Annotated in this window: 17 protein-coding genes; 12 read left to right on the forward strand and 5 right to left on the reverse strand. The window is 51.1% G+C overall.

The window, feature by feature from the left end; translation table 11 throughout:
• The first annotated feature begins 378 nt into the window (after positions 1–378).
• Both ABEB26_RS07895 and ABEB26_RS07900 read left to right on the forward strand, forming a co-directional pair.
• Positions 379–1,290 (forward strand): pseudouridine-5'-phosphate glycosidase, encoded by a 912-nt coding sequence (locus ABEB26_RS07895; RefSeq protein WP_486348297.1) that lies wholly within the window; start codon positions 379–381, stop codon positions 1,288–1,290.
• A 21-nt stretch (positions 1,291–1,311) separates the two neighbouring features.
• On the forward strand, positions 1,312–1,923 hold the full coding sequence (locus tag ABEB26_RS07900; RefSeq protein ID WP_345721425.1) for a thioredoxin-like domain-containing protein: 612 nt from the start codon (positions 1,312–1,314) through the stop codon (positions 1,921–1,923).
• Positions 1,924–1,990: 67 nt separating this feature from the next.
• Here the strand turns inward: ABEB26_RS07900 and ABEB26_RS07905 are convergent, their stop codons facing one another.
• Complete coding sequence (locus tag ABEB26_RS07905) at positions 1,991–3,721, reverse strand: glycoside hydrolase family 99-like domain-containing protein (RefSeq protein ID WP_345721426.1); 1,731 nt, start codon at positions 3,719–3,721, stop codon at positions 1,991–1,993.
• A 432-nt stretch (positions 3,722–4,153) separates the two neighbouring features.
• Here ABEB26_RS07905 and ABEB26_RS07910 point away from each other — a divergent pair, with 432 nt between their 5' ends.
• From ABEB26_RS07910 to ABEB26_RS07940, 7 genes are all read left to right on the forward strand, one after another.
• Positions 4,154–5,389, forward strand: a complete 1,236-nt coding sequence (locus ABEB26_RS07910) for a branched-chain amino acid ABC transporter substrate-binding protein (protein ID WP_345721427.1) — start codon at positions 4,154–4,156, stop codon at positions 5,387–5,389.
• Positions 5,390–5,647: 258 nt separating this feature from the next.
• A complete protein-coding gene (locus tag ABEB26_RS07915) occupies positions 5,648–6,661 on the forward strand; it encodes a branched-chain amino acid ABC transporter permease (protein ID WP_486348301.1) in 1,014 nt (337 codons plus the stop codon).
• A gap of 13 nt (positions 6,662–6,674) precedes the next feature.
• Complete coding sequence (locus ABEB26_RS07920) at positions 6,675–8,426, forward strand: branched-chain amino acid ABC transporter permease (protein WP_345721429.1); 1,752 nt, start codon at positions 6,675–6,677, stop codon at positions 8,424–8,426.
• 10 nt (positions 8,427–8,436) lie between these two features.
• Positions 8,437–9,252 (forward strand): ABC transporter ATP-binding protein, encoded by an 816-nt coding sequence (locus tag ABEB26_RS07925; protein WP_345721430.1) that lies wholly within the window; start codon positions 8,437–8,439, stop codon positions 9,250–9,252.
• 216 nt (positions 9,253–9,468) lie between these two features.
• On the forward strand, positions 9,469–10,176 hold the full coding sequence (locus ABEB26_RS07930) for an ABC transporter ATP-binding protein (protein WP_345721431.1): 708 nt from the start codon (positions 9,469–9,471) through the stop codon (positions 10,174–10,176).
• Entirely contained in the window at positions 10,173–10,547 is a 375-nt protein-coding gene (locus ABEB26_RS07935) for a cupin domain-containing protein (protein ID WP_345721432.1), read from the forward strand. The genes ABEB26_RS07930 and ABEB26_RS07935 overlap by 4 nt, the downstream gene beginning before the upstream one ends.
• A 101-nt stretch (positions 10,548–10,648) precedes the next feature.
• Complete coding sequence (locus ABEB26_RS07940; RefSeq protein WP_345721433.1) at positions 10,649–11,515, forward strand: hypothetical protein; 867 nt, start codon at positions 10,649–10,651, stop codon at positions 11,513–11,515.
• Positions 11,516–11,723: 208 nt separating this feature from the next.
• On the opposite strand, the gene mutL is transcribed toward ABEB26_RS07940, so the two are convergent.
• From mutL to lon, 4 genes are all read right to left on the reverse strand, one after another.
• Entirely contained in the window at positions 11,724–13,619 is a 1,896-nt protein-coding gene (gene mutL / locus ABEB26_RS07945) for a DNA mismatch repair endonuclease MutL (protein ID WP_345721434.1), read from the reverse strand.
• Between the two features lie 366 nt (positions 13,620–13,985).
• Positions 13,986–15,179 carry a class I SAM-dependent rRNA methyltransferase gene (locus tag ABEB26_RS07950; protein WP_345721435.1) on the reverse strand — a complete coding sequence of 398 codons (1,194 nt, stop codon included), beginning with the start codon at positions 15,177–15,179 and terminating at the stop codon, positions 13,986–13,988.
• 11 nt (positions 15,180–15,190) lie between these two features.
• Positions 15,191–15,562 carry a response regulator gene (locus ABEB26_RS07955; RefSeq protein WP_345721436.1) on the reverse strand — a complete coding sequence of 124 codons (372 nt, stop codon included), beginning with the start codon at positions 15,560–15,562 and terminating at the stop codon, positions 15,191–15,193.
• 200 nt (positions 15,563–15,762) lie between these two features.
• Positions 15,763–18,210, reverse strand: a complete 2,448-nt coding sequence (gene lon, locus ABEB26_RS07960) for an endopeptidase La (RefSeq protein WP_345721437.1) — start codon at positions 18,208–18,210, stop codon at positions 15,763–15,765.
• A 269-nt stretch (positions 18,211–18,479) separates the two neighbouring features.
• On the opposite strand from lon, the gene ABEB26_RS07965 reads away from it, so the two are divergent.
• The 3 genes from ABEB26_RS07965 (at position 18,480) to ABEB26_RS07975 (ending at position 20,789) form a co-directional block, all read left to right on the forward strand.
• Positions 18,480–19,241, forward strand: a complete 762-nt coding sequence (locus ABEB26_RS07965; RefSeq protein ID WP_345721438.1) for a DUF2249 domain-containing protein — start codon at positions 18,480–18,482, stop codon at positions 19,239–19,241.
• A 123-nt stretch (positions 19,242–19,364) separates the two neighbouring features.
• Complete coding sequence (locus tag ABEB26_RS07970) at positions 19,365–19,661, forward strand: ArsR/SmtB family transcription factor (RefSeq protein ID WP_345721439.1); 297 nt, start codon at positions 19,365–19,367, stop codon at positions 19,659–19,661.
• 63 nt (positions 19,662–19,724) lie between these two features.
• Positions 19,725–20,789 carry a saccharopine dehydrogenase family protein gene (locus ABEB26_RS07975; RefSeq protein WP_345721440.1) on the forward strand — a complete coding sequence of 355 codons (1,065 nt, stop codon included), beginning with the start codon at positions 19,725–19,727 and terminating at the stop codon, positions 20,787–20,789.
• The last annotated feature ends 98 nt before the right edge of the window (positions 20,790–20,887 follow it).

Raw genomic sequence — 20,887 nt, forward strand, 5'->3', positions numbered from 1 at the left:
GGAAATGCTGCTACTGGTCGATGTTGCTGCTCAAACGTGGAGTAGCCCTATTATGCCATAAAATCATAGTCTAGTGGTAGATTATCGAGAACATAGAGCAAGAGCATAGAACATAGCATAGGGAGCAGGGGCTAGAGATCAGGGTTCAGTTTTGATCCACGAAGGGCACGAAGCACACGAAGTAATGAGGCTATAGGCTTCTAAGTCCTCGCCTCTGATCCCTCACCCCTCGTCCCTCGTTCTTGAGTAACTTAAGTTAGAATATTAATTTAGGACTATCGGCACGCATCCAGAAGATGTAGTTATGGTATAGTTTTGCTTTGATTGAAGTGATCGAGTCTGACCCACGTTTTTGATTCACACAGAAGGAAATCCATTGTGACGAAGTTAATTCTCGCACCTGAGGTGCAAGCAGCGTTTGCCAATAGCCAACCAGTGGTGGCCTTGGAATCTACCGTGATTAGCCATGGCTTGCCTTACCCGCATAATCGTGAGATTGCTTTGCAACTTGAGGCGACTGTACGAGCGGGAGGAGCCGTGCCTGCCACGATTGCCGTGATTCAAGGGCTGGTGCATGTTGGGCTAACCAACGAGCAAATTGAGCATTTTGCCACCGCCAAGGATGTGCTCAAACTTAGCCGTCGCGATATTGGCTACGCTGTGGCTGCTGGCCGTGATGGCGCTACTACGGTTGCTGCAACCATGGCCATCGCTGAATTGGCTGGCATTCAGGTGTTTGCAACTGGCGGGATTGGCGGCGTGCATCGGGGCGCTCGCGACACCTGGGATGTTTCAGCCGATCTTGGTGAGTTGGGCAAAAGCTCAGTTTTGGTGGTCTGCGCTGGCGCTAAATCGATTCTTGATTTGCCAGCAACTCTCGAAGTGCTCGAAACCTATGGTGTGCCCGTGGTTGGCTATACCACCGAAGAATTGCCAGCGTTTTATAGCGCTCACAGTGGTTTGCAATTGGGTCGCCGCGTTGATGATCCAGCGCAAGCCGCCGCCGCATGGGCCGCCCATCGGCTGTATGGCGGGGGCAGTGGCATGGTTTTAGCAGTGCCACCACCAGTCGAAAAAGCGCTTGACCCTCAATTTGTTGAGGCGGCGATTGGGCGGGCAATTGCCCAAGCCGAAGCAGCAGGCATTCGTGGCGCAGCAGTTACGCCATTTTTGCTGAGTGCCATGGCCCGCGAAACTGAAGGCGAAAGCATCGCCACCAACACCGCTTTACTTAATAATAATGCTCAGGTAGCTGCTCAAGTTGCAGTTGCTTTGTTCCAATCAGTTTAAGTTATTCAAGGAGTTTTTCGCATGTCTCAACCTCGTCGTGGTCGTCGCCAAGTGGGCCAACAATCGCGTTTGCCATTGTTTTTTGGCATCGGGGCCGTGCTATTGGTGATTGTGGTGATTGCCGTTGTGGTGCTTAATGGTGGAAATGAAGTTGAAAAGGTGACGGTTGCCGAAGGAACGACAGCACCCTCAACGACTGGGGTTGTTCAAGAATTGCCTGATGAAGGCCAACAACATGTTGCCGATGGCGAAAAAGTCGCCTACAAGCAAAATCCCCCAACCTCGGGCAGCCACTGGGCTGGCCCTGCTCAATGGGGTCTGTACCAAACCAATCCCCCTGAAGATGAGCGGATTGTGCACAATATGGAGCATGGTGGGGTAATTATTTGGTTCAAGCCGAGTGCCTTGAGCGCCGCAGAAAACGATCAATTAGTTAAATTGTTTACCGCTTTAAGCGCTGAACAATATCGCACGATTTTGGTTAGCCGCGAAAATATGGATACCAAAATTGCCATGACTGCGTGGAACCATCGCCAATTGCTGGATAGTGTTGATGAAACTGCCATTCGCGCCTTCTTCAATGAGTTTATTCTCAAAGGCCCAGAGTGCGTTAACTTGCGCTGCCCTCAATAGACTTGATTAAATGAATGCGCCCACTTCGTGTTTTGAAGTGGGCGCATTTTTTATTGATCAATTTAACCTAGTTGCCGTAGCGCCAGCGGCGATAGTGTTGGCCTACATTGCCCATCTCGACCTGAAAGGCAGGTGCATTGGTTGGGGTATAGGTCAAGATCCGCCGTTCAAAGGCTTGGACTAACATCCAGGTTTCAGTGCCACCAAGTTTTGCCCGCATCCAGTAGGCATCGCTCAGTGGATAACCGAAGGCAAAAACCCAATCAACAACTTGTTTGTCGTTAACAAAGCGGCCATTTTCATAGACCGTGCCAGTTTGGTTCATAAAATTCCAGAAGACATCGGGAATATTATGCTGGGTTTGGCTGACATAGTGGGCGTTGGTGACAACGCTTGGCGCAGTAATGCCGCTGGTCGTCGCATCGCGTTTGAGTTGGGTGCTGATGGTTTGTCCAGTTTTATCGGGCTGGTTGGTCAATACATTGCGCAGTGAGCTATAGCCCGGTGCAACATCGTTAATTGCTCGTGGATCGCCGCCCAAGGCTTCATCAGCAGGGATGCGTTGTTCGAACGAGCTATCGCCAATCTGGACTTGGCCGCGAATCATCTCGACCACCAATAAACCGTTGGTGACGAACCATGGCTGGTTGCGATCACCGTTGGGATTATTGACCTCCATGCGTGATTTATCGAAATATTGGACGAGCCGCGTGCTGCCACCATATGGCTCGTATTGGCCTTTGGCGATTGCTGGCCCCCAAACCCATGAACGGTTGGTGCGGCCATCTTGCACAGGCTTATCGGTGCGTTGCCAGGTTTTTTCAAAATTGGCATCGGCGAAGCCATCGGGAATTGGCGGCACATTATTTTTGAAGGCACTAATTTTTTCGCGTGAAATATCGAGGTACAAGTTGCCATAAGCTTGGCTTGGCTCAAGCTGGCTGCCTTCATACCATTCATTCCAACTGGTTAGAATGATTGCCTTGGGTTGATAATTGATCGCCGTATCCCAGCCAGCGCGATAGTAATTGCCGTTTTCGCGATCGCGGAAGTGACCGTTGCGATAGAGCAAATCATCATAACCAGGCATAACAGTTGCCACAAATGGTTTGTTACTATTGCGGCTGCTGTTATATTCGCGCAAGTTGCGGCTATACGAATTCATCGCATCGCCCTGCTTACGTTCCCAGGTAATATCGAAAAAGTGAATCGCATCGAACACATCGAGCAGGCTGAAATTTACCCCGCCCCCAAGCCAAAATTGATTGCGATTGGGATCAACACGACTGCGCAGATCTGTCCAATCACTGAGCGAACCACGGCCACCAGGCAAAATTGTATCGTTCCAGAAGACGAAAACTGGCTTGCCATCCCAGCGCCAATAGGCATTGCTGCTAGCGAGGCCGGCCATTTCGCGCATATTATCGACAATTGCCTGCGTTGAGTTAAGCGTGCCATCGGCAACCGGATCAACGCTGAATACCACGTTGAAATTGCCTTCTTGCTCAGCCAATTGCAATAAGCGGGCACAGGTATAGCGCCATGTACAGATAAAACCATCGATGCCAGCATTTTTGGCTTGGCGAATATGGTTGAGCATGGTGCTATCGCGGTCACTCTCATAGAGTTCCAGCGGGCGGTCGCGAATTTTGTCGAGATACCAGGTTTGGCTGCCCCACCAGCCATAGTAGTAGGCAAAAACCGGACGCGAAGGCTCGGCGGCACTGGTTGAGGGCGAATTCGAGGGGATGAGAATCAGGCTCAAAATCAAGCCCAGCAGGATCACAATCCGTCGCATGTTTGCTCCTTTCGTCCACTGCGACTCAGGTATTTGGTATTGTACAAGCAAAATCGGCAAAAAGGGGCTAGTTTTTTGTGATCCACGAAGGACACGAAGACCACGAAGATCGCGAAGACTGTTTGCTAGCCACAGATTGACACAGATTGATATGATTATGGGTCTTCATCCTTCATCCTTCATCCCTCCAAATTGTCCTACCTCGATTGTTTGACAAAACCATGGTCGTTGTGTACACTACCGCCCTATAAGACCCTCTACTTTCTCCCAATCCAACCCGCTACCATTGCAGGTAGCCGTCGTTCAATGATTGCACCTTTGCGTTGAATGTGGCTTTTAAGGAGGTTTTTGCCTCATCACTAAAACCATGTATGGCTTTGGGCTAGCCAGTTTTAGGCTTTCCTCGCTTTTAAACAAGGAGCAACTGGAATTATGAAACGTTTCCTTTCATTCTCGCTTGTCTTGACCATGATCATGGTGATTTTGGCCGCATGTGGTACCCAAACTGAAAGTGGCGGCACAACCGCAGCATCAACCACGGTTACGATTGTTAGTAGCTTACCCCGCACCGGTTCCTCAAAAGGACAAACAGATACCATTGTAAACGCCATTAAGATGCGTTTAGAAGAAGCCAACTACTCAGCATGCGAAGGCAAAGCTACAATCAAATACGAAGACCTTGATGATGCAACCGCAGCTAAAGGCGCTTGGGATGAAGCGAAAGAAGCTGAAAACGCCAATGCAGCTGCTTCAAACAAAGATGTGATGGTCTATATCGGGACCTTCAACTCAGGTGCTGCCAAGATCTCGATTCCGATCTTGAACAATGCTGGGATTGTGATGATCAGCCCTGCCAATACCTACCCTGGCTTGACCAAGGATGGCAAAGGCGATGCTGGTGAACCAGGCGTTTACTATCCCAAAGGTACGCGTAACTACACCCGCGTGGTGCCAGCCGACGATTTACAAGGCGCTGCCGCAGGCAACTGGGCCAAAGAATTGGGCGTAACCAATGTCTACATCTTGGATGATACCGAGTTGTATGGCAAAGGGATTGCTGACGTATTTGCTAGCACCGCTGAAAAGAATGGGATCAAGATTGCAGGCCGCGATAGCATCGATGCCAAAGCGAGCGATTATAAAGCTTTGATGTCGAAAATTGCTGCAACTAACCCCGACATGATCTACTTCGGTGGGATCACCCAAAGCAATGCAGGCCAATTGGTCAAAGATATGCGGGCTGCTGGTATGACCGCCGATAAAGTTAAGTTCATGGGTCCAGACGGGATCTTCGAACAAGCCTTTATCGACGCTGCTGGTGCTGATAACGCTGAAGGCGTTTATGCGACCTTCGGTGGCGTTCCACCAGCTAAACTTGAAGGCAAAGGTGCCGAATGGTACAACGCCTACAAGACCAAATTCAGTGCTGAACCAGAAGCCTACGCTGTGTACGGCTACGAATCAACCAATGTGGCGTTGGCTGCGATCAACAAATCGTGCGATAGCCTCACCCGCGAAACCATCTTGAAAAACGTTTTCGCAACCAAAGATTTTGATGGCGTGTTGGGCAAGTGGAGCTTCGACGCAAGCGGCGACACCACCCTGACCCAAATGAGCGGCCAGCAAATCAAGAATGGCGTGTTCGAATTCGTACAAATCCTCAAGTAAGGTTAGATACCGTTTCCAAGGGACGATCCTCTGCTGATCGTCCCTTTCCCCTGTGTGGATTGTGTCGTTGCCAGCCCCTTGCTGGGTACAGAGGAATAACGCGCTATGGCAGCATCTCAAACTCCAACGTCGCCGCAGTCGGCTCCGCTTGTACCACGTGAGCCATTTCTGACCAAGCGACGGGCTTTTTCGATTGTCGGCCTGATTATCTTCCTCGGATTCTTTGCCATTCCCATTTACCAAACGATTTTGCTTGAGATGATTGGCGATACAGGTCAACTCATGCAACAGATCGTGATTGGTTTGACCAAAGGCACCTACATTGCAGTGATTGCACTAGGCTATACCTTGGTCTATGGGATTTTAGAGTTGATCAACTTTGCCCACGGCGATTTATTTATGATTGGGGCATTTCTCTCGTTGATCTTTATTAGTTTATTTGGCTTAGACCCCAAAACCAGTTCAGGCTTAACGATTTTCTTTTCGTTAATTGCCATTTTGGGCTTGGTGATGCTCTGTACCGCCTTCTTGAATGCTGGGATTGAGCGCTTTGCCTATCGACCCTTACGCAATGCTCCACGCTTGGCCCCCTTGATTTCAGCGATTGGCATGTCGTTTGTCTTGCAGAACGTTGGGATCTTCCTGGGCGATGGTCTGATTTGGGATAAAATTGCTGCCGGGCTGGGCTCAGATGCAATTGGTCGGGTGGCTGATGCAATGGGTAGTCAATCGGTTGCCCCCAAGAACATCCCCGACTTGCTACCAAATGGTCAAGTCTTTTTTGTGCCTGCTAGTTTGCGCTATACCTATAAAGATCTGTTGGTAGCTGTTGTGAGCCTTGGCTTGCTTGCGGGCTTATATTCGTTTGTGCGTTTTACCAAGCTTGGTAAAGCAATTCGCGCAACCGCCCAAGACCGTGACGCAGCACGTTTGATGGGCATCAACGCCGACCGCACCATCTCCGTAACCTTCCTTATTGGTGGCGCGTTGGGCGGTGCTGCCGGTATGATCGTTGGCCTCTACAACGGGACAGCCTTATTTACCATGGGCTTTACCGCTGGCTTGCTCTCGTTCACGGCGGCGGTACTTGGCGGTATTGGCAATATCCTTGGTTCGGCTTTGGGTGGCTTGCTGATTGGCTTGGTGCTCTCTTTGAGCGATCAATATATTGGCACACGCTGGTCGAATGCGGTGATTTTCGCCATTCTTGTCTTGATTTTGCTCTTCCGACCAACTGGTTTGCTCGGACAAGAAGGTGGCCAAAAAGCCTAGAAACGAGGATTGTATGCCAAATACAAAGCGCTATGCGATAACTGGCGGGCTTGGCTTCGCAATTGGAACATTCTTTTTATGGAATTATCCTAATCTTGAGCTTGGTTCAGCCTTAATTGGTGGTTTATTCATTGCCGCACTCTGTTTGCTCTATAGTGCGCCCTTGCCCGATATGGTTAAAGGTGGTTTGATCGCTGGGTTGTTCGGTGCTGTTATGACGATTGTCTATGGCCCCGAAAAACCAGGTGTGGCGATTATTGCGGGTATGCTCAGTGGCTTGGGGGCTGGTTTGCTAGCATTTCAACGCAAACCGCAAGCAACGCCCCAAGCTGGAGCCGTTTTGGGTGCTGGCGCTGGCGCAATTGCTGGTGCTTGGACGGCCCTCGCTCTCTTTTTGACCGCATTTGTGATCGCTCCCGCCGCAGGCGTGACAGCCAATGATTTTGCTAAGCATTTATCTGAAACAGTGATTTTGGCCGATCTGCTGGGCTTAGGCAGCGATATTCTGATTTTGCTGTTCGTGTTGGTCTTTTGTACCATCACCGGCGCATTATTAGGCGCGGCAGCCAGTGCAGCCCGAGCCTTGCCCTTACGCCCCAACATTCCACTATTGGCAGTGATTGCGCTGCCTGTGTTGTTGATTCCGCTGATTGATCGGGCTGGCAACTTGCTTTTGCTCGATGCCTTGATTCCGATTTATATCTTTATTCTGTTGGCTTTGGGCTTGAATATTGTGGTGGGCTATGCGGGCTTGCTCGACTTAGGCTATGCTGCCTTCTTTGCAATTGGCGCTTACACCACCGCCATGCTCTCATCGCCACACCTTGGCATCAACCTAAGTTTTTGGTTGGTGATTTGGGTGGCGGCGGCAGTGGCGGCAATTGCTGGGTTGACCTTGGGTGCACCCACATTGCCCTTACGCGGCGACTATTTGGCGATTGTAACGCTTGGTTTCGGCGAAATTGTGCCGATTCTGTTCCGCAACCTTGGTGGTGGCCCACCTGCCGGAACCTTGACCTTGCGCTTCTTCGGCATGCCAATTGGGATTGAGCAGATGGACTTAACTGGTGGCAATAAAGGGATTAACCCAATCTCGCCGCCAAATTTGCCTTTGATTGGCAATTTCGAGCCATCGAACAAAATTCCTTGGTATTACCTATTGATCATCATCATGGGCTTGGCAATTTTCTTCATCAACCGCTTGCGTGATTCACGCCAAGGCCGCGCTTGGATGGCCATGCGCGAGGATGAATTGGCCGCCGATGCTATGGGTATCAACGTGGTGCGCACCAAATTGCTAGCTTTTTCGATGGGTGCAATGTTCTCAGGCTTTGGTGGTGCATTCTATGGTGCATTCATCGGGGCGATTTTCCCAAGCTCATTCGACTTTAGCGTTTCAATCATCTTGTTATGTATGGTGATTCTTGGCGGCTTGGGCAATATGGCCGGGGTGATTGTCGGTGGCTTGCTAATTCAGGGCGCTGATAAGATGTTTATCCCCAAAGGTGCCGAATTGTTCCGCGATATTGCTGACCAGAGGGCCCGCGCCACCGGTGGAAGTACGGTCGGGGTTTCAGCACTCCAAGATTTGACCCAACAACGCTTGCTGTTGTTTGGCATCGTGTTGGTGGTGATGATGCTGATTCGACCGGAAGGTTTGTTGCCCAACGAGCGCCGCAAAGCCGAATTGCATGCCGATGATGATCCGATCAATATCAATAGCGTTGCAGCCGAGGCGGAAGCTGATCCGTCGGTGGCGGCGTAGGAGACCTGCTATGGCACCTTTGCTGCAAGCTCGCGGCATTACCAAGCGTTTTGGTGGCCTAACCGCCGTGAGCGATGTTTCATTTGAGATTGAAAAAGGTTCGATTGTTGGGCTGATTGGTCCCAACGGCGCTGGTAAAACGACCTTCTTCAATATGATCACTGGCTTGTATACGCCTAGCGATGGCGACATGATTTTCGATGGCCAGCGGATCAACGGCACCAAGCCCAGCGAAGTAACCAAACTGGGAATTGGCCGAACCTTCCAAAATATTCGCTTGTTTGCGCATATGACGGCGCTCGAAAATGTCTTGGTTGGTCAGCATTGCCGTATGCAGACTGGCTTGTTGGGCACGCTTTTTCGCACGCCCAGCATGCGAGCCGAGGAAAAAGAGGCTCGGCATAAAGCCTTTGAATTACTTGAATATGTGGGCTTAGGCCGCAACAGTGCTGACGAAATGGCCAAAAATCTGCCGTATGGCGATCAGCGCCGTTTGGAAGTGGCACGGGCGTTGGCAACCAACCCCAAATTGTTGTTGCTCGATGAGCCAACCGCTGGTATGAACCCCAAAGAAACCGATGCCCTGACCAAGTTGATCTATCAGGTACGTGATGAGCGCGATCTTACGGTGCTGCTGATCGAACACGATATGAAAGTGGTCATGGGTATTTCCGAGCGGGTGACCGTGCTTGATCGCGGGATTAAAATCTCCGAAGGCTTGCCACGCGAAGTTCAAACTGATCCCAAGGTCGTCGAAGCCTATCTTGGCACAGGCCATGCCGCCAAGGGCAAAGGCGGCGGCGCTCCAGTGTTTGATAAAGCCTAGGTTTGGGGTCAGGGATTAGGGACTAGGGGTCGGGTTTGGAACCACGAAGGCTGCGAAGAACGCTAAGTCGCTTAGCATAATTCAAAACTTCTGGCTAAAAACCCGATCGCTGTGGCCTAGCATTCGTGGTTGCCTATAAAGAAGGATCGATTGGATGGTTTGGTATTTCATCCTTCATCCCTCATCCTTCATCCTTTAATGATAAGGACATTCGCGATGTTGCAATTGCAAAATGTACATACCTATTACGGCAACATTCATGCGCTTAAGGGCATTTCGCTGGAGATTAATCAAGGCGAGATTGTGACCCTGATTGGCTCGAATGGCGCTGGGAAAAGCACAACCTTGCGGACAATCTCCGGCATTACGCCGCCTCGTGCAGGCCAAGTGTTGTTTGAAGGCAAGCCGATCAATGGTGTGCCCGCCCATAAAATTGTTTCGCAGGGTATTTCGCAATCGCCTGAAGGTCGGCGGATTTTTGCCAACCTAACCGTGCGCGAAAACTTAGAAATGGGTGCATTCACCCGCAACGATAAAGCTGAAATTGCTAGCGATATGGATCGGGTGTTTGAGCTGTTTCCCCGTTTGAAGGAGCGGGTTGCCCAGCGTGGTGGTACGCTCTCTGGTGGCGAACAGCAAATGTTGGCAATTGGCCGAGCTTTGATGTCGCGGCCTCGCTTGTTGTTGCTTGATGAACCATCGATGGGTTTGGCTCCAGTGTTGGTTGACCTGATTTTTGAAATTATTCAAAATATCAACAGCCAAGGTACAACCATTTTGGTGGTTGAGCAAAATGCTTTGATGGCCTTGGGGATTGCAAATCGGGCCTATGTGCTCCAAACTGGGGCGATTGTTAAAGCTGGCGATGCCGCAACCTTGCGCGAAGACGAAGACGTGCAAAAGGCCTACTTGGGGATGGAATGAGCGACCGAGTTTTTTTGGCCCATCTGCGTGATCAAGCCGAGTTTGTCGCTGGCGATGGTTGCCATTTGCGCGAATTGCTGCATCCAGCTCAGCAGCCAGTTCAAATTGGCTATAGTTTAGCGCATGCCTACATTGATGTTGGTTGCCGCACTGCCGATCACTGGCTTGAACAATCTGAGGTATACTACATCATTGCTGGACATGGAACGATGGTGCTTGATGGTCAGGCCCATGCGATCGAGGCTGGCTCGTATTACTATATTCCGCCACGTTGCTCGCAATGGTTGCGCAACGATGGCGAGCAATGCTTAGAGTTTTTATGTATCGTCGAGCCGCCCTGGACGGCGGCAGGCGAGACGATTACTGAGTAGCCTCGCTGATGAGTCTTTGGGCGCGGGTCTTCCCGCGCTTTTTTGTCGTCTCTGTTCCAACCAGCATTGAGCTTTTTATTGACACACCAAGGTGGAACACTATGGTTTTTGGATTAACAGCTTTGGCAGTAGTGGCGTATTCGGGATTGTCACTGCTCTTCAAAGCGCTTGCTAGTCGGACACGTCCGGCCCAGATGGTTTATGCGTCAAGCGTGATTGCAACAATTTGTGGGCTGATTTATTTTATCGCCAGTGGCGAGTCATGGTCGTGGCCTGCGGCGATTTTGGCCTTTTTGGCGGGCGTGACCTTTTATTTTGCCACGATTGCTCGGGCTAAAGCCTTGGAGCATTCGCCTGCCTCGTTGGTTTTTGCGATCAGCAATTTGGATCTAGTGGTGGCTGGGGTGATTATTTTGCTCTTGCCCGCTGCCTGGAATATGTTGCAATTTGGCTCGGTTACGATCAATTTACCGTCGCAGGCGGGCAATCCAACCCTTGGCAATCTATTGGCGTGTGTGTTAACGGCAGTTGCCGTGCTCATTGGTGCTCAAGTTAAAGGTAGCGAGAAGCTGAGCAATGCCACCTATGTTTGTTTGGGCTTGTTGGTGGTTTCAAGTTTTGCTGCTGTAACCTATGCACGAAATTTTGGGGCACAAATTGGCTTGCTGATGTTTGTTGATTTTGCGGCTGGGGTGATTCCTGGCTTGCATCTTACCCCGCAAGTGCGTCGCCACGAATGGGGTTGGGGCGCGGTGGTTGGGTTGATCACCTTTGGCGGTTTTGTGGCAATGATGCATGCCCAAGCCATGTCCGATGCGGCAACCTTGCCATTTGTATTGTTGGCTATCAACCTCAAAACGCCAATCACCGCGATTATTGCCGTACCATTGTTCCGCGAACAATTGACTGCCCGCAAAATCATCGCTATTAGTTTAGCAACGCTTGCCTTGTTTATTTGGCAAATCTAAATTTGGGGATCGGGAGTTTTTGATCCACGAAGGACACGAAGAGCACGAAGGGGTGAGGAGTTAGGATTCAGGGGCGAGGGGTCAGATTTGCATTACCGAACCCAAGCGTCAATCCTGACTCCTGATCGCTGGCCCCTGACCCCTAAATCGTCTCTGTGCCTCTGCGTTAGATCCCGATCTCTAGCCCCCAACAACCGATCCCTGATCCCTAGCCTTTGCGCCCAAATTGGCGTTCGATTTGGCCTTGAGTAATTTGCAGCATGGTTGGGCGGCCATGCGGACAGGTGCGTGGCATTTCGCAGCGCTCAAGTTGTTGTAACAGTTGGCGCATTTCTTCGTGGGTTAGGGTTTTGCCCGCGCGAATTGAGCTATGGCAGGCGATTGTGGTCAGCATTTTTTCACGCCGATCGTCGCTGGTGGCCCCGCCTTCATAACTCAAATGATCAGCGATTTCCATCAGGGCGGTGGCAATTTGACCAACATGCAAGCCACTCGGTACAGCTCGCAACATTAATGTGCCTTCGCCAAATTCCTCGGCCTCAAAGCCCCATTGCTCCAAATCGGCCAAATGAGCGCTGAGCAAACGGGTGACCGCTGGTGGTAATTCAATCGGTTGGGCTAACATCAGGGTCTGGCGCTCGATCGGTACATCCTGATGTTCGGCCATCAAGCGCTCATAAACCACCCGTTCATGGGCCGCATGCTGATCGACTAAATACATTCCATCGCTACTTTCGGCCACAATATAGGTTTCGTTAACTTGGCCGACCACCCGCAGCATCGGCAATTTGGCCTCGCCTGGGGCTGGCATGCTCGGCGCATACGCTGGATCAAAGGCCTGTTGCTGAGGCGGCAAGAAGCTGCGGGTTTGGCTCGTGGCTGGCGTTTCAAACCGCGCTTGGTTGGCGATTGGCGGCAAATTCACGGTTGAATCAAAATCGTCATCAGGATAATTATTAACCTGAGGGCGTGGCACAACAGGAGCATCATCAAACAAGGGTGCATCATTGCTTGCGCTACGTCGTTCGCCGTTGGGTGAGCGTAATTCGACCCGCCGATTGACGCTGTCGTTGGCTCCAAAGCCTGTCCAAGCCCGAATGGTGCTTTGAGCGGCTAAGGCCTCACGCACCGCTTTGGTCAATGCGCCATAGACATGCGATTGATTGCGAAATTTGACCTCGCTCTTGGTTGGGTGCACATTTACATCAACCGCCTCTGGCTCAAGCTCAATGTTCAAGGCCACAATCGGATGGCGGCCCTTCATTAATAGGGTATGGTAGGCCTCTTCGATCATATACACCAAATTGCCTTGCGGCTTGATCCAGCGTTGATTGACGAATAAATGCATATACGAACGAGCAGCGCGAAAGGTCGAGGGCTGGCTGACAAATCCATGGACGCGCACGGTTTCATCCTCGGCTTCCGAGGTACGATCAACGCTAATCATCTCGCGGCCAACATCAATCCCATACAATTCGATCAAGGCATCGAGCAAGCGTCCATTGCCTGGGGTTTGCAAGGCCAGCTTGCCATCAAGCAGCAATGTCCAGCGAATGTTGGGGTAGGCCAAGGCATATTGGGTCACGATCGTGCTAATTTGGCTCATTTCGGTGGCATCAGAGCGCATAAATTTGAGCCTTGCTGGGGTGTTATAAAACAAATTGCGAATCGTGAAGGTTGTGCCAACCGAGCAGCCGCGCGGCGTTTTCGCCTGAATTTCGCCACCTGCGATCCGCAATTCAGTGCCAACTTCATCGGCAGCAGTGCGAGTAAGGCAGGTTACTTGGGCTACCGAGGCAATTGAAGGCAAGGCTTCGCCACGAAAACCCAGCGTGCGAATCGAAAATAAATCGTCGATTTCGGTTACTTTGCTGGTGGCATGGCGCAAAAATGCCGTTTCAACTTCGTCGCTGGCAATCCCAGAGCCATTATCTTGGATGCGCAATTCGCGTTTGCCGCCCTCGCGTGCCTCGACCCGAATCTCGGTAGCGCCAGCATCGACCGAATTTTCGATTAATTCTTTGACGACCGAGGCGGGGCGTTCAACTACCTCGCCAGCAGCGATTTGGGCAGCTAAAGTTGGGTCTAAAACACGAATTGGCATTGCTCAGGCTCCTCGTAGATACACATTCTGCCTTGCTATTGTAGCATAAATTGGGCTTTTTAGCATAAATGAGCTATTTTGGGATTAGGGGTGGAGTGAGGGGTCAGGATTCAGGGGTGAGGGATCAGTAACGCAGAAATCGCGAAGGCTGGGAATGGGGGTAATAGAATGACTAGTAACAATCACTCACCCCGACCCCTCGCCCACTGCGACGGGCAAGGGGCATTCCAATCGTCATGATGGAGAGATTCCCCCTCGCTCGCTCGGCGGGAGAGGGGGCTAGGGGGTGAGGGTATGAACATCGACTGTCCCTCTACTGTGCCTTTGCTAATAACCTACCCTTGAAAGAAGGGGGTCAGGGCAATGCTACAGACGCTCATCAACCCGAGCGAGCACAAATTTGAGATAGCGGCCTTCGTTAAAATGGGCTGGGACTGGGTGATCGAGCGCTTGCCCAGCTTCATGAATAATTCGCAATTGCTGATCGGTTTGAGCAGCGGCTTCGCCCAGCATCAAGCGAAAATTAGCGGGCGAAAGTTGGCTGGTACAACTGGCCGAGGCCAATAGCCCACCCTTAGCGACACATTGAATCGCCAAGGCATTGAGTTTGACATAAGCACGAGTGGCCGCATGAATATTTTTCTTGGAGCGGGCAAATGAAGGCGGGTCGAGAATCACCAAATCATAGGTTTCGCCACGCTGAATCGTGCGACTCAGAAAATCGAAGCAATCGCGGGCCAAAAAGCGCTGGTGCTCGTTCATCAAACCGTTGAGGATAAAATTTTGCTCAGCATCGTGGGCGGCGGCTGGTGCAATATCGACACTGGTGGTGGCAGTTGCTCCGCCACGAGCAGCGTATAACGAAAATGCTCCAGTATATGAGAAGCAATTGAGCACCGTTTTACCATGGCTCCATTGCTCAATGGTATGGCGGTTTTCCCGATGATCAAGGAATAAGCCTGTTTTCTGGCCTTCAAACAAATTAGCAATCAACTTGAGGCCATGTTCTTCGACCACCAATTGGGCTGGTGGCAATTCGCCCCACAACAACTCAATTTTGCCAGTTTCATCGTCGTTTTCGCTATCGTCGCGGCGGCGGCGCACCACTCCCCGCAGTTGCGGCACGCTGGCTTGCAAGGCTTTGACCACATCGGCAATCAATACCTCAACACAATCGGCGTAGGTCGCAATCACGGCATATTGATTGTAGAGATCAACGGTGATCCCAGGTAGGCCATCGCCCTCGCCAAACAGCAAACGATAGGCAGTGGTGGCGGTTTGGCGCAATGGTTTACGGGCCTGCCATGCTTGCTGAACGACCGCTTTGATCCAGTTGGCATCGGGCTGCATGCGGCTCGAAAAAATGCGCAAAGCGATCGGCGAGCGAGCATCCCACAAGCCAAACCCTTGCCAATTGCCACAATGTAGCCGCACCCATGTGCCGCTGGCTAAACGAGTGCTAGGCGGCACATGGTCGCGGTAGACCCATGGATGGCCTGCCTGAAGATGAGCCTTTAGCTGGGTTGGCAAGTTGATTGTTGGCATTGAACGGGCAGCCACACACGACTCCTCTAGACTGCCGATGGCACGTATCCGCGTACCATCTGCAATAAATCTTGAACATCAAACGGCTTAGAAAGATAATTGGTATAGCCAGCACTGAAGGCGCGTTGGCGGTCTTCGTCGGCGGCATGAGCCGTGACTGCAATCACCGGAATATGGGCTAAATCAGGCTGCATGCGAATTTCGCGAATCAGCGTCCAACCATCTTTGACTGGGAGTCCTACATCGAGTAGTACAAGTGCTGGGCGATGTTGGCGCATATATTCAATTAATTGCAGCCCGCCACTCAGCGTGCGCACACTATAACCATAGCGGGTCAACATGCGCATGACTAATTCGGCTAAGGCTGGTGTATCATCAACAACCACGATATGTTGCATAATCTGCAATACCCCCGTAATGTGGATCGATTTAAAAACCTCGCAAAGGTCAGGTTTCCTGCGTCCAATCGCGTAATCTCATGTAGCTATCTAGGCAGATACCATGCCAAGAGTACGCGATAGTGCTACTTGAATGGATGACTTTAATCCTAGCTTACGAGGGTGAGTTTACTTCCGAGCTTACCAACTTGCGCAATAAATCACAATTCGACTGAGCCAAGCTGCGGTTGGGTGATCGTCGGTAGTACCACGTTGGTTTGATCACCTTCGCTGGTATGTTGGCTGCCGCGCTCAAGCGGGTTCGAGACAAAGGCAATTGGTAAAACCTCGTCCATATGTTCAACTGCAACCACGGTTATTTGGCGGCGCACATTGTTGGGCACTTCTTCCAAATCACGCAAATTCTTTTTGGGAATCAGCATGGTGGTGATGCCAGCGCGATATGCCCCTAAAATTTTGTCACGTAGCCCGCCGATTGGCAGCACCCGCCCACGTAGGGTAATTTCGCCAGTCATGGCCACGTCGCGGCGTAATGGCCGATGAGTTAAGGCCGAAATGACCGAACAGGCTAAGGTAATCCCTGCCGACGGCCCATCCTTGGGCACACCACCTTCGGGTACGTGAATATGAATATCGATTTTTTCGAAGCGTTTGCCATCGATCCCCAAACGGCGTGATGAAGCGCGGGCATACGACAGCGCTGCTTGGGCTGATTCTTGCATCACATCACCAAGTTGGCCAGTGAGGGTCGTTGTGCCTTTACCGTCAACAATCGCGGTTTCGATTGCAACCACATCGCCACCGTTGCTCGACCAAACCATGCCTGTCGCCACGCCAATTTCATCGCGATCGTTGGCGCGGCTGTAGTCAAATGGCGGTTGACCAAGGAAATCGGTGAGCATGGCTGGCGTGATCCGGTGGGGATAGCGTTTTTTCTCGGCGACGCGGCGGGCAATTTTGCGGCAAATGCCGCCAATTTCGCGCTCAAGGTTGCGCACACCTGCTTCCCACGTGTAGGTGCGAATGATCTGGCGCAAGGCTTCATCGCTGATCGTGATTGGATGTTGCTTCAAGCCATTGGCCTCGATTTGCTTGGGAATCAAGAATTTACGCGCAATTTGCACTTTTTCTTCTTCGATATAGCCTGGTAGCTCGACAATCTCCATCCGATCAAGCAATGGCTCGTCGATTGGATCAAGCATGTTGGCAGTGGTGATAAACATAATCTTCGAAAGATCATACGCCAGATCAAGGTAGTGATCGGCAAAAGTATTATTTTGCTCAGGATCAAGTACCTCAAGCAAGGCCGCCGCTGGATCGCCGCGGAAATCGTTGCCCAGCTTATCGATCTCATCAAGCATAAAAACTGGATTGATCGTGCCTGCATCTTTCATGGTTTGGATGATGCGGCCTGGCATGGCTCCGATGTAGGTCCGGCGATGGCCGCGAATTTCGGCCTCGTCGTGTACGCCACCAAGCGAAAGCCGTACAAACTCGCGGCCTAGTGCCTCGGCCACCGAGCGGCCAAGGCTGGTTTTACCGACACCTGGCGGGCCAACAAAACATAAAATTGGCGATTTGGTACTATCACCAGCTAGCATACGCACGGCAATAAATTCTAAAATTCGCTCTTTAACTTTTTTCAAGCCATAGTGGTTATTTTCGAGCACCTTGGCCGCTACTTCAAGATCATCAACATCGGCGCTGGTTTTCGACCATGGCAGTTCAAGTAGCCAATCCAAATATGTCCGAATAACGCTATATTCAGGCGCAGCAGGTGGCATCATCTCCAAGCGGCCAAGCTCTTCTAAGGCTTTGGTTTGAGCTTTGGCAGGCAAATTGGCCGCGACAATTCGATCATGCAATTCATTCAATTCGCGGGTCAATGGATCTTCTTGGCCTAGCTCGGTTTGGATGGCCTTGAGTTGTTCGCGCAGGAAGAAATCGCGCTGTGATTTATCGACCTCTTTTTGCACCTGATTTTGAATATGATGCTCTAATTCAAGCACATCAATCTCTTGCGAGAGCACCACGCTCAATCGGCGTAAGCGCTCCTCGACCTCAAAAAGTTCGAGCAATTGTTGGCGACGAACAATATCAAGTGGCAAGGTCGAGGCGATTAAGTCGGCCAAGGCACTGGCATCTTCAAGGTTGAGCGCAGCAACATAAGCATCATCGGGCATAGTGCGGCTTAGTTTGACCACTTTTTCATAGGAAGCCAACACGCCGCGCATCATGGCCTCAATCGCCAAACTCGATTCATGGGCTGGCTCGATGATCTGCACTTGGGCATTGATGTAGGGTTCGGTTGCCAGCCAATCGACAATTTGCACCCGCTGTTGGCCTTGCACCAAGACCGAGGTTGTGCCATCGGGCAGTTTGAGCACCCGCTCAATATGGGCAATCACCCCGACCTGATACAGTTGGCTGGTATCGTGCTCCTCGATTTCAATCGCTCGTTGAGCTACCGCGACAATTTGCCGATCGGCACTCATCGCCGCCTCGATTGCAGCCATTGATAGCTCGCGGGCTACAAAAAGTGGGGTGACCATTGTCGGGAAAAGCACGGTATTGATGAGTGGAAGCACTGGTAATTCCAGCGTGTTTGTTGCCTGAATTTCATCCACCAACTGTCGATCATCTGCCATGGGTTACACCTTTTATCGCAATTCTGGCTTGGGTTGCTTGTTGAAACATACGGGGCATTATAGCACAGCCTTCTTGGGATGAACGGTTGCGGGCCGATCGCGAGCTTTGGCCGATTAACCGTGGTGGTGATCGTGAAGAAATTGTTACATAGCGTAAGCAAATTCACACTTTAGCGGCTGCGCTCGGCTGATTAAACTGAATTACGACAAAGGAGGATCGGTATGGCCACGCAACGGCAACAGGCTTTGAAGGTCTGGGGGAGGCTGCGATGATTACCGCAACGATGCGTGTTGGTGAATTGCTGGGACGGTATCCTGAGCTAGAAGATTGGCTCGTATTGAACGTGCCAAGGCTGGCTCGGTTGTCGAATCCGCATTTGCGGCGGATTTTAAGCCGTTGGTTGACGCTCAGCCAACTGGCGCAAATGATGCACTTAGAAGTTGATCAATTGTTGATGGCGGTCAATCAGGCCTTAAATGCTACTAATCAGCCCGAAGTTAGCTCCCAAGAGCCACCAGCTTGGCTGCAAGAACGCCCAATTCATCGCACAATCCAGGTTGATCAATTAACCAACGAGGTTGATGATCCGGTGCAATTGATTTTGCGCAGCGCCAAAGCAGTGCCCGCTGGCATGGTCTTATTATTAGTTAATTCATTTGATCCTCAGCCAATTAGTGCCGCCTTAGATCATCAGGGATTTGTGAGTTGGCAACGGCCAAATCGTGAGCGCTGGGATTGTTATTTGTATCGCCAATTGCCTGGCGAAGAGCAATGGTTTGCGGCGCGGCCAGTGCTACAACAACATCGAGTGATCGATAATCGTGGCCTTAAAACACCCTTGCCCTTGGTCAATACCTTGGAAGCCTTGACGACCTTGGAGCCAGGCCAGCAATTACTGACCTTGACTGATATCCAGCCAACCTATCTTTACCCAATGCTCGAAGAACGTGGGTTTAGCTACAACACCAGTCGCGCAATCGATTATGGTTATATCACCACAATCAATCGGCCATTGATCTCAGTTAATTAATGACTGAATGGGGCGAGCAATGCTGCTGCCCCACTGGCCTTGGAATGGTTGGTTTAATTTGGGGCTTTACTTTTGCAATAAACTAAGCTATCATATCGGATATTAGCGAAATGAAGGTTGAGCATGACAGCGGCACTCCCAACGGAAATTCAAGCTTTTTTGCGGGCTTTGGGCAACGAAACCCGTCAAACGATTTTGTTTTTGTTTGCCAACCATCATCAGCTCACAGTCGGCGAAATTGCCGAACTAGCCCAAATTGGCCAATCGACCGCCTCGGAACACTTGACCATGCTCAAACGCGCGGGCTTGTTGATTTCGACCCGCCAAGGTAAAGAGGTGATTTACCAAGCTGATAACCAACGCATGGTGACCTATGCCGAGGAATTAGTGGCCTACTTAAAAACCTGTACCTACGAATAGCTATTTTTTTACCAAACATATCGTTATATTCCGAAATGACGATATATCTACAAGGAGCTAGCAATGCAAGCAATCGTTATTTTAGGTGGTTATGGCGTGGTTGGTTCGCAGATTGCCCAGATTCTGCGCCAGAGTCACCCTGATTTGGCCTTGATTTTGGCGGGGCGTAACCCACAGCAAGCTCAGCAATTGGTCGCCGAACTTGGCGGACCAACCAGTGCGGCGGCGGTCGATGTGTTCAAACCGCAGCCCTTGGCGGAGTTGCAACCACGTGCCATCATCAATGCCGTCAATGATCCGCATGATTATGTGTTGCAAGAAGCGGTGTCGCGGGGGATTCCGCTGGTTGATATCACCCGTTGGACATCACGGCTGCAACAAACCTTGAATGGGATTGATCGCAATACGCTCAAGGCTCCGTTGGTGTTTGCTTCGCACTGGATGGCGGGCTTGGCCAGCGTGGTGGCGTTTGCGGCGACCCAGCAATTAGCCCAAACCGAACAAATGGATTTGCATGTGCTATTTTCGCTCAAGGATAAAGCTGGGCCAAATTCAATTGAATATATGGAGCATATTGCTACGCCGTTTACGATCACTGAAAAACATCAGCCACGTGAGGTTTACCCTTATACCGAGCCGCAAACCGTGACCTTTCCCAATGGCTATCGCGCCAAAACCTATCGTTTTGATACGCCCGATCAATGGACATTGCCACAAAGCACCAAGGCGGCGAGTGTTTCAGCCCGCATCACCTTTGATGATCGTTTGACTATGGGTTTGTTGTTGGGCTTAGCGCGTTCTGGGGTATGGAAATTGTTGATGCATCGGCGTTTTGACCGTTTGCGCCATGCCTTGCTCTACAATCCTGGCAAGGGCGCAGCCCATGAATTGGTGTGGCAGATCAGCGGGCGTGATCATGCTGGCAAGCCGCAGCAATTGACCAAAACGATTGTTGATCGCCAAGGCCAAACTCATTTGACCGCAGTGGGAGCAGTAATTCAGCTTGAAACCATGTTGGGTTTAGATGGCAGCCAAGCGTTTGCGCCAGGCATCTATTTCCCTGAGACAGCGCCAAAGTTGGCCTATGCTTTGGGTCGCATGCAACAGCTTGGGGTGGAATTAAATTAATCGATCAAGCAGCGCTTTGATAGTTTGACCCCTCACCCCAACTCCTCGTCCACGGCGGCGGATGAGGGGCTTTTGGGATCAGTGGTTCCCCCTCGCCT

Origin of the sequence: Herpetosiphon gulosus (assembly GCF_039545135.1) — a bacterium.
GTDB lineage: Bacteria > Chloroflexota > Chloroflexia > Chloroflexales > Herpetosiphonaceae > Herpetosiphon > Herpetosiphon gulosus.

Bases quoted from the DNA above. Each gene is read 5' to 3' on its own strand.
- ABEB26_RS07955 (WP_345721436.1), bottom strand. From the start codon at position 15,562: ATGCAACATATCGTGGTTGTTGATGATACACCAGCCTTAGCCGAATTA.
- ABEB26_RS07910 (WP_345721427.1), top strand. From the start codon at position 4,154: ATGAAACGTTTCCTTTCATTCTCGCTTGTCTTGACCATGATCATGGTG.
- ABEB26_RS07965 (WP_345721438.1), top strand. From the start codon at position 18,480: ATGATTACCGCAACGATGCGTGTTGGTGAATTGCTGGGACGGTATCCT.
- ABEB26_RS07915 (WP_486348301.1), top strand. From the start codon at position 5,648: ATGATTGGCGATACAGGTCAACTCATGCAACAGATCGTGATTGGTTTG.
- mutL (WP_345721434.1), bottom strand. From the start codon at position 13,619: ATGCCAATTCGTGTTTTAGACCCAACTTTAGCTGCCCAAATCGCTGCT.
- ABEB26_RS07905 (WP_345721426.1), bottom strand. From the start codon at position 3,721: ATGCGACGGATTGTGATCCTGCTGGGCTTGATTTTGAGCCTGATTCTC.
- ABEB26_RS07925 (WP_345721430.1), top strand. From the start codon at position 8,437: ATGGCACCTTTGCTGCAAGCTCGCGGCATTACCAAGCGTTTTGGTGGC.
- ABEB26_RS07940 (WP_345721433.1), top strand. From the start codon at position 10,649: ATGGTTTTTGGATTAACAGCTTTGGCAGTAGTGGCGTATTCGGGATTG.
- ABEB26_RS07900 (WP_345721425.1), top strand. From the start codon at position 1,312: ATGTCTCAACCTCGTCGTGGTCGTCGCCAAGTGGGCCAACAATCGCGT.
- ABEB26_RS07975 (WP_345721440.1), top strand. From the start codon at position 19,725: ATGCAAGCAATCGTTATTTTAGGTGGTTATGGCGTGGTTGGTTCGCAG.
- ABEB26_RS07935 (WP_345721432.1), top strand. From the start codon at position 10,173: ATGAGCGACCGAGTTTTTTTGGCCCATCTGCGTGATCAAGCCGAGTTT.
- ABEB26_RS07920 (WP_345721429.1), top strand. From the start codon at position 6,675: ATGCCAAATACAAAGCGCTATGCGATAACTGGCGGGCTTGGCTTCGCA.
- lon (WP_345721437.1), bottom strand. From the start codon at position 18,210: ATGGCAGATGATCGACAGTTGGTGGATGAAATTCAGGCAACAAACACG.
- ABEB26_RS07930 (WP_345721431.1), top strand. From the start codon at position 9,469: ATGTTGCAATTGCAAAATGTACATACCTATTACGGCAACATTCATGCG.
- ABEB26_RS07970 (WP_345721439.1), top strand. From the start codon at position 19,365: ATGACAGCGGCACTCCCAACGGAAATTCAAGCTTTTTTGCGGGCTTTG.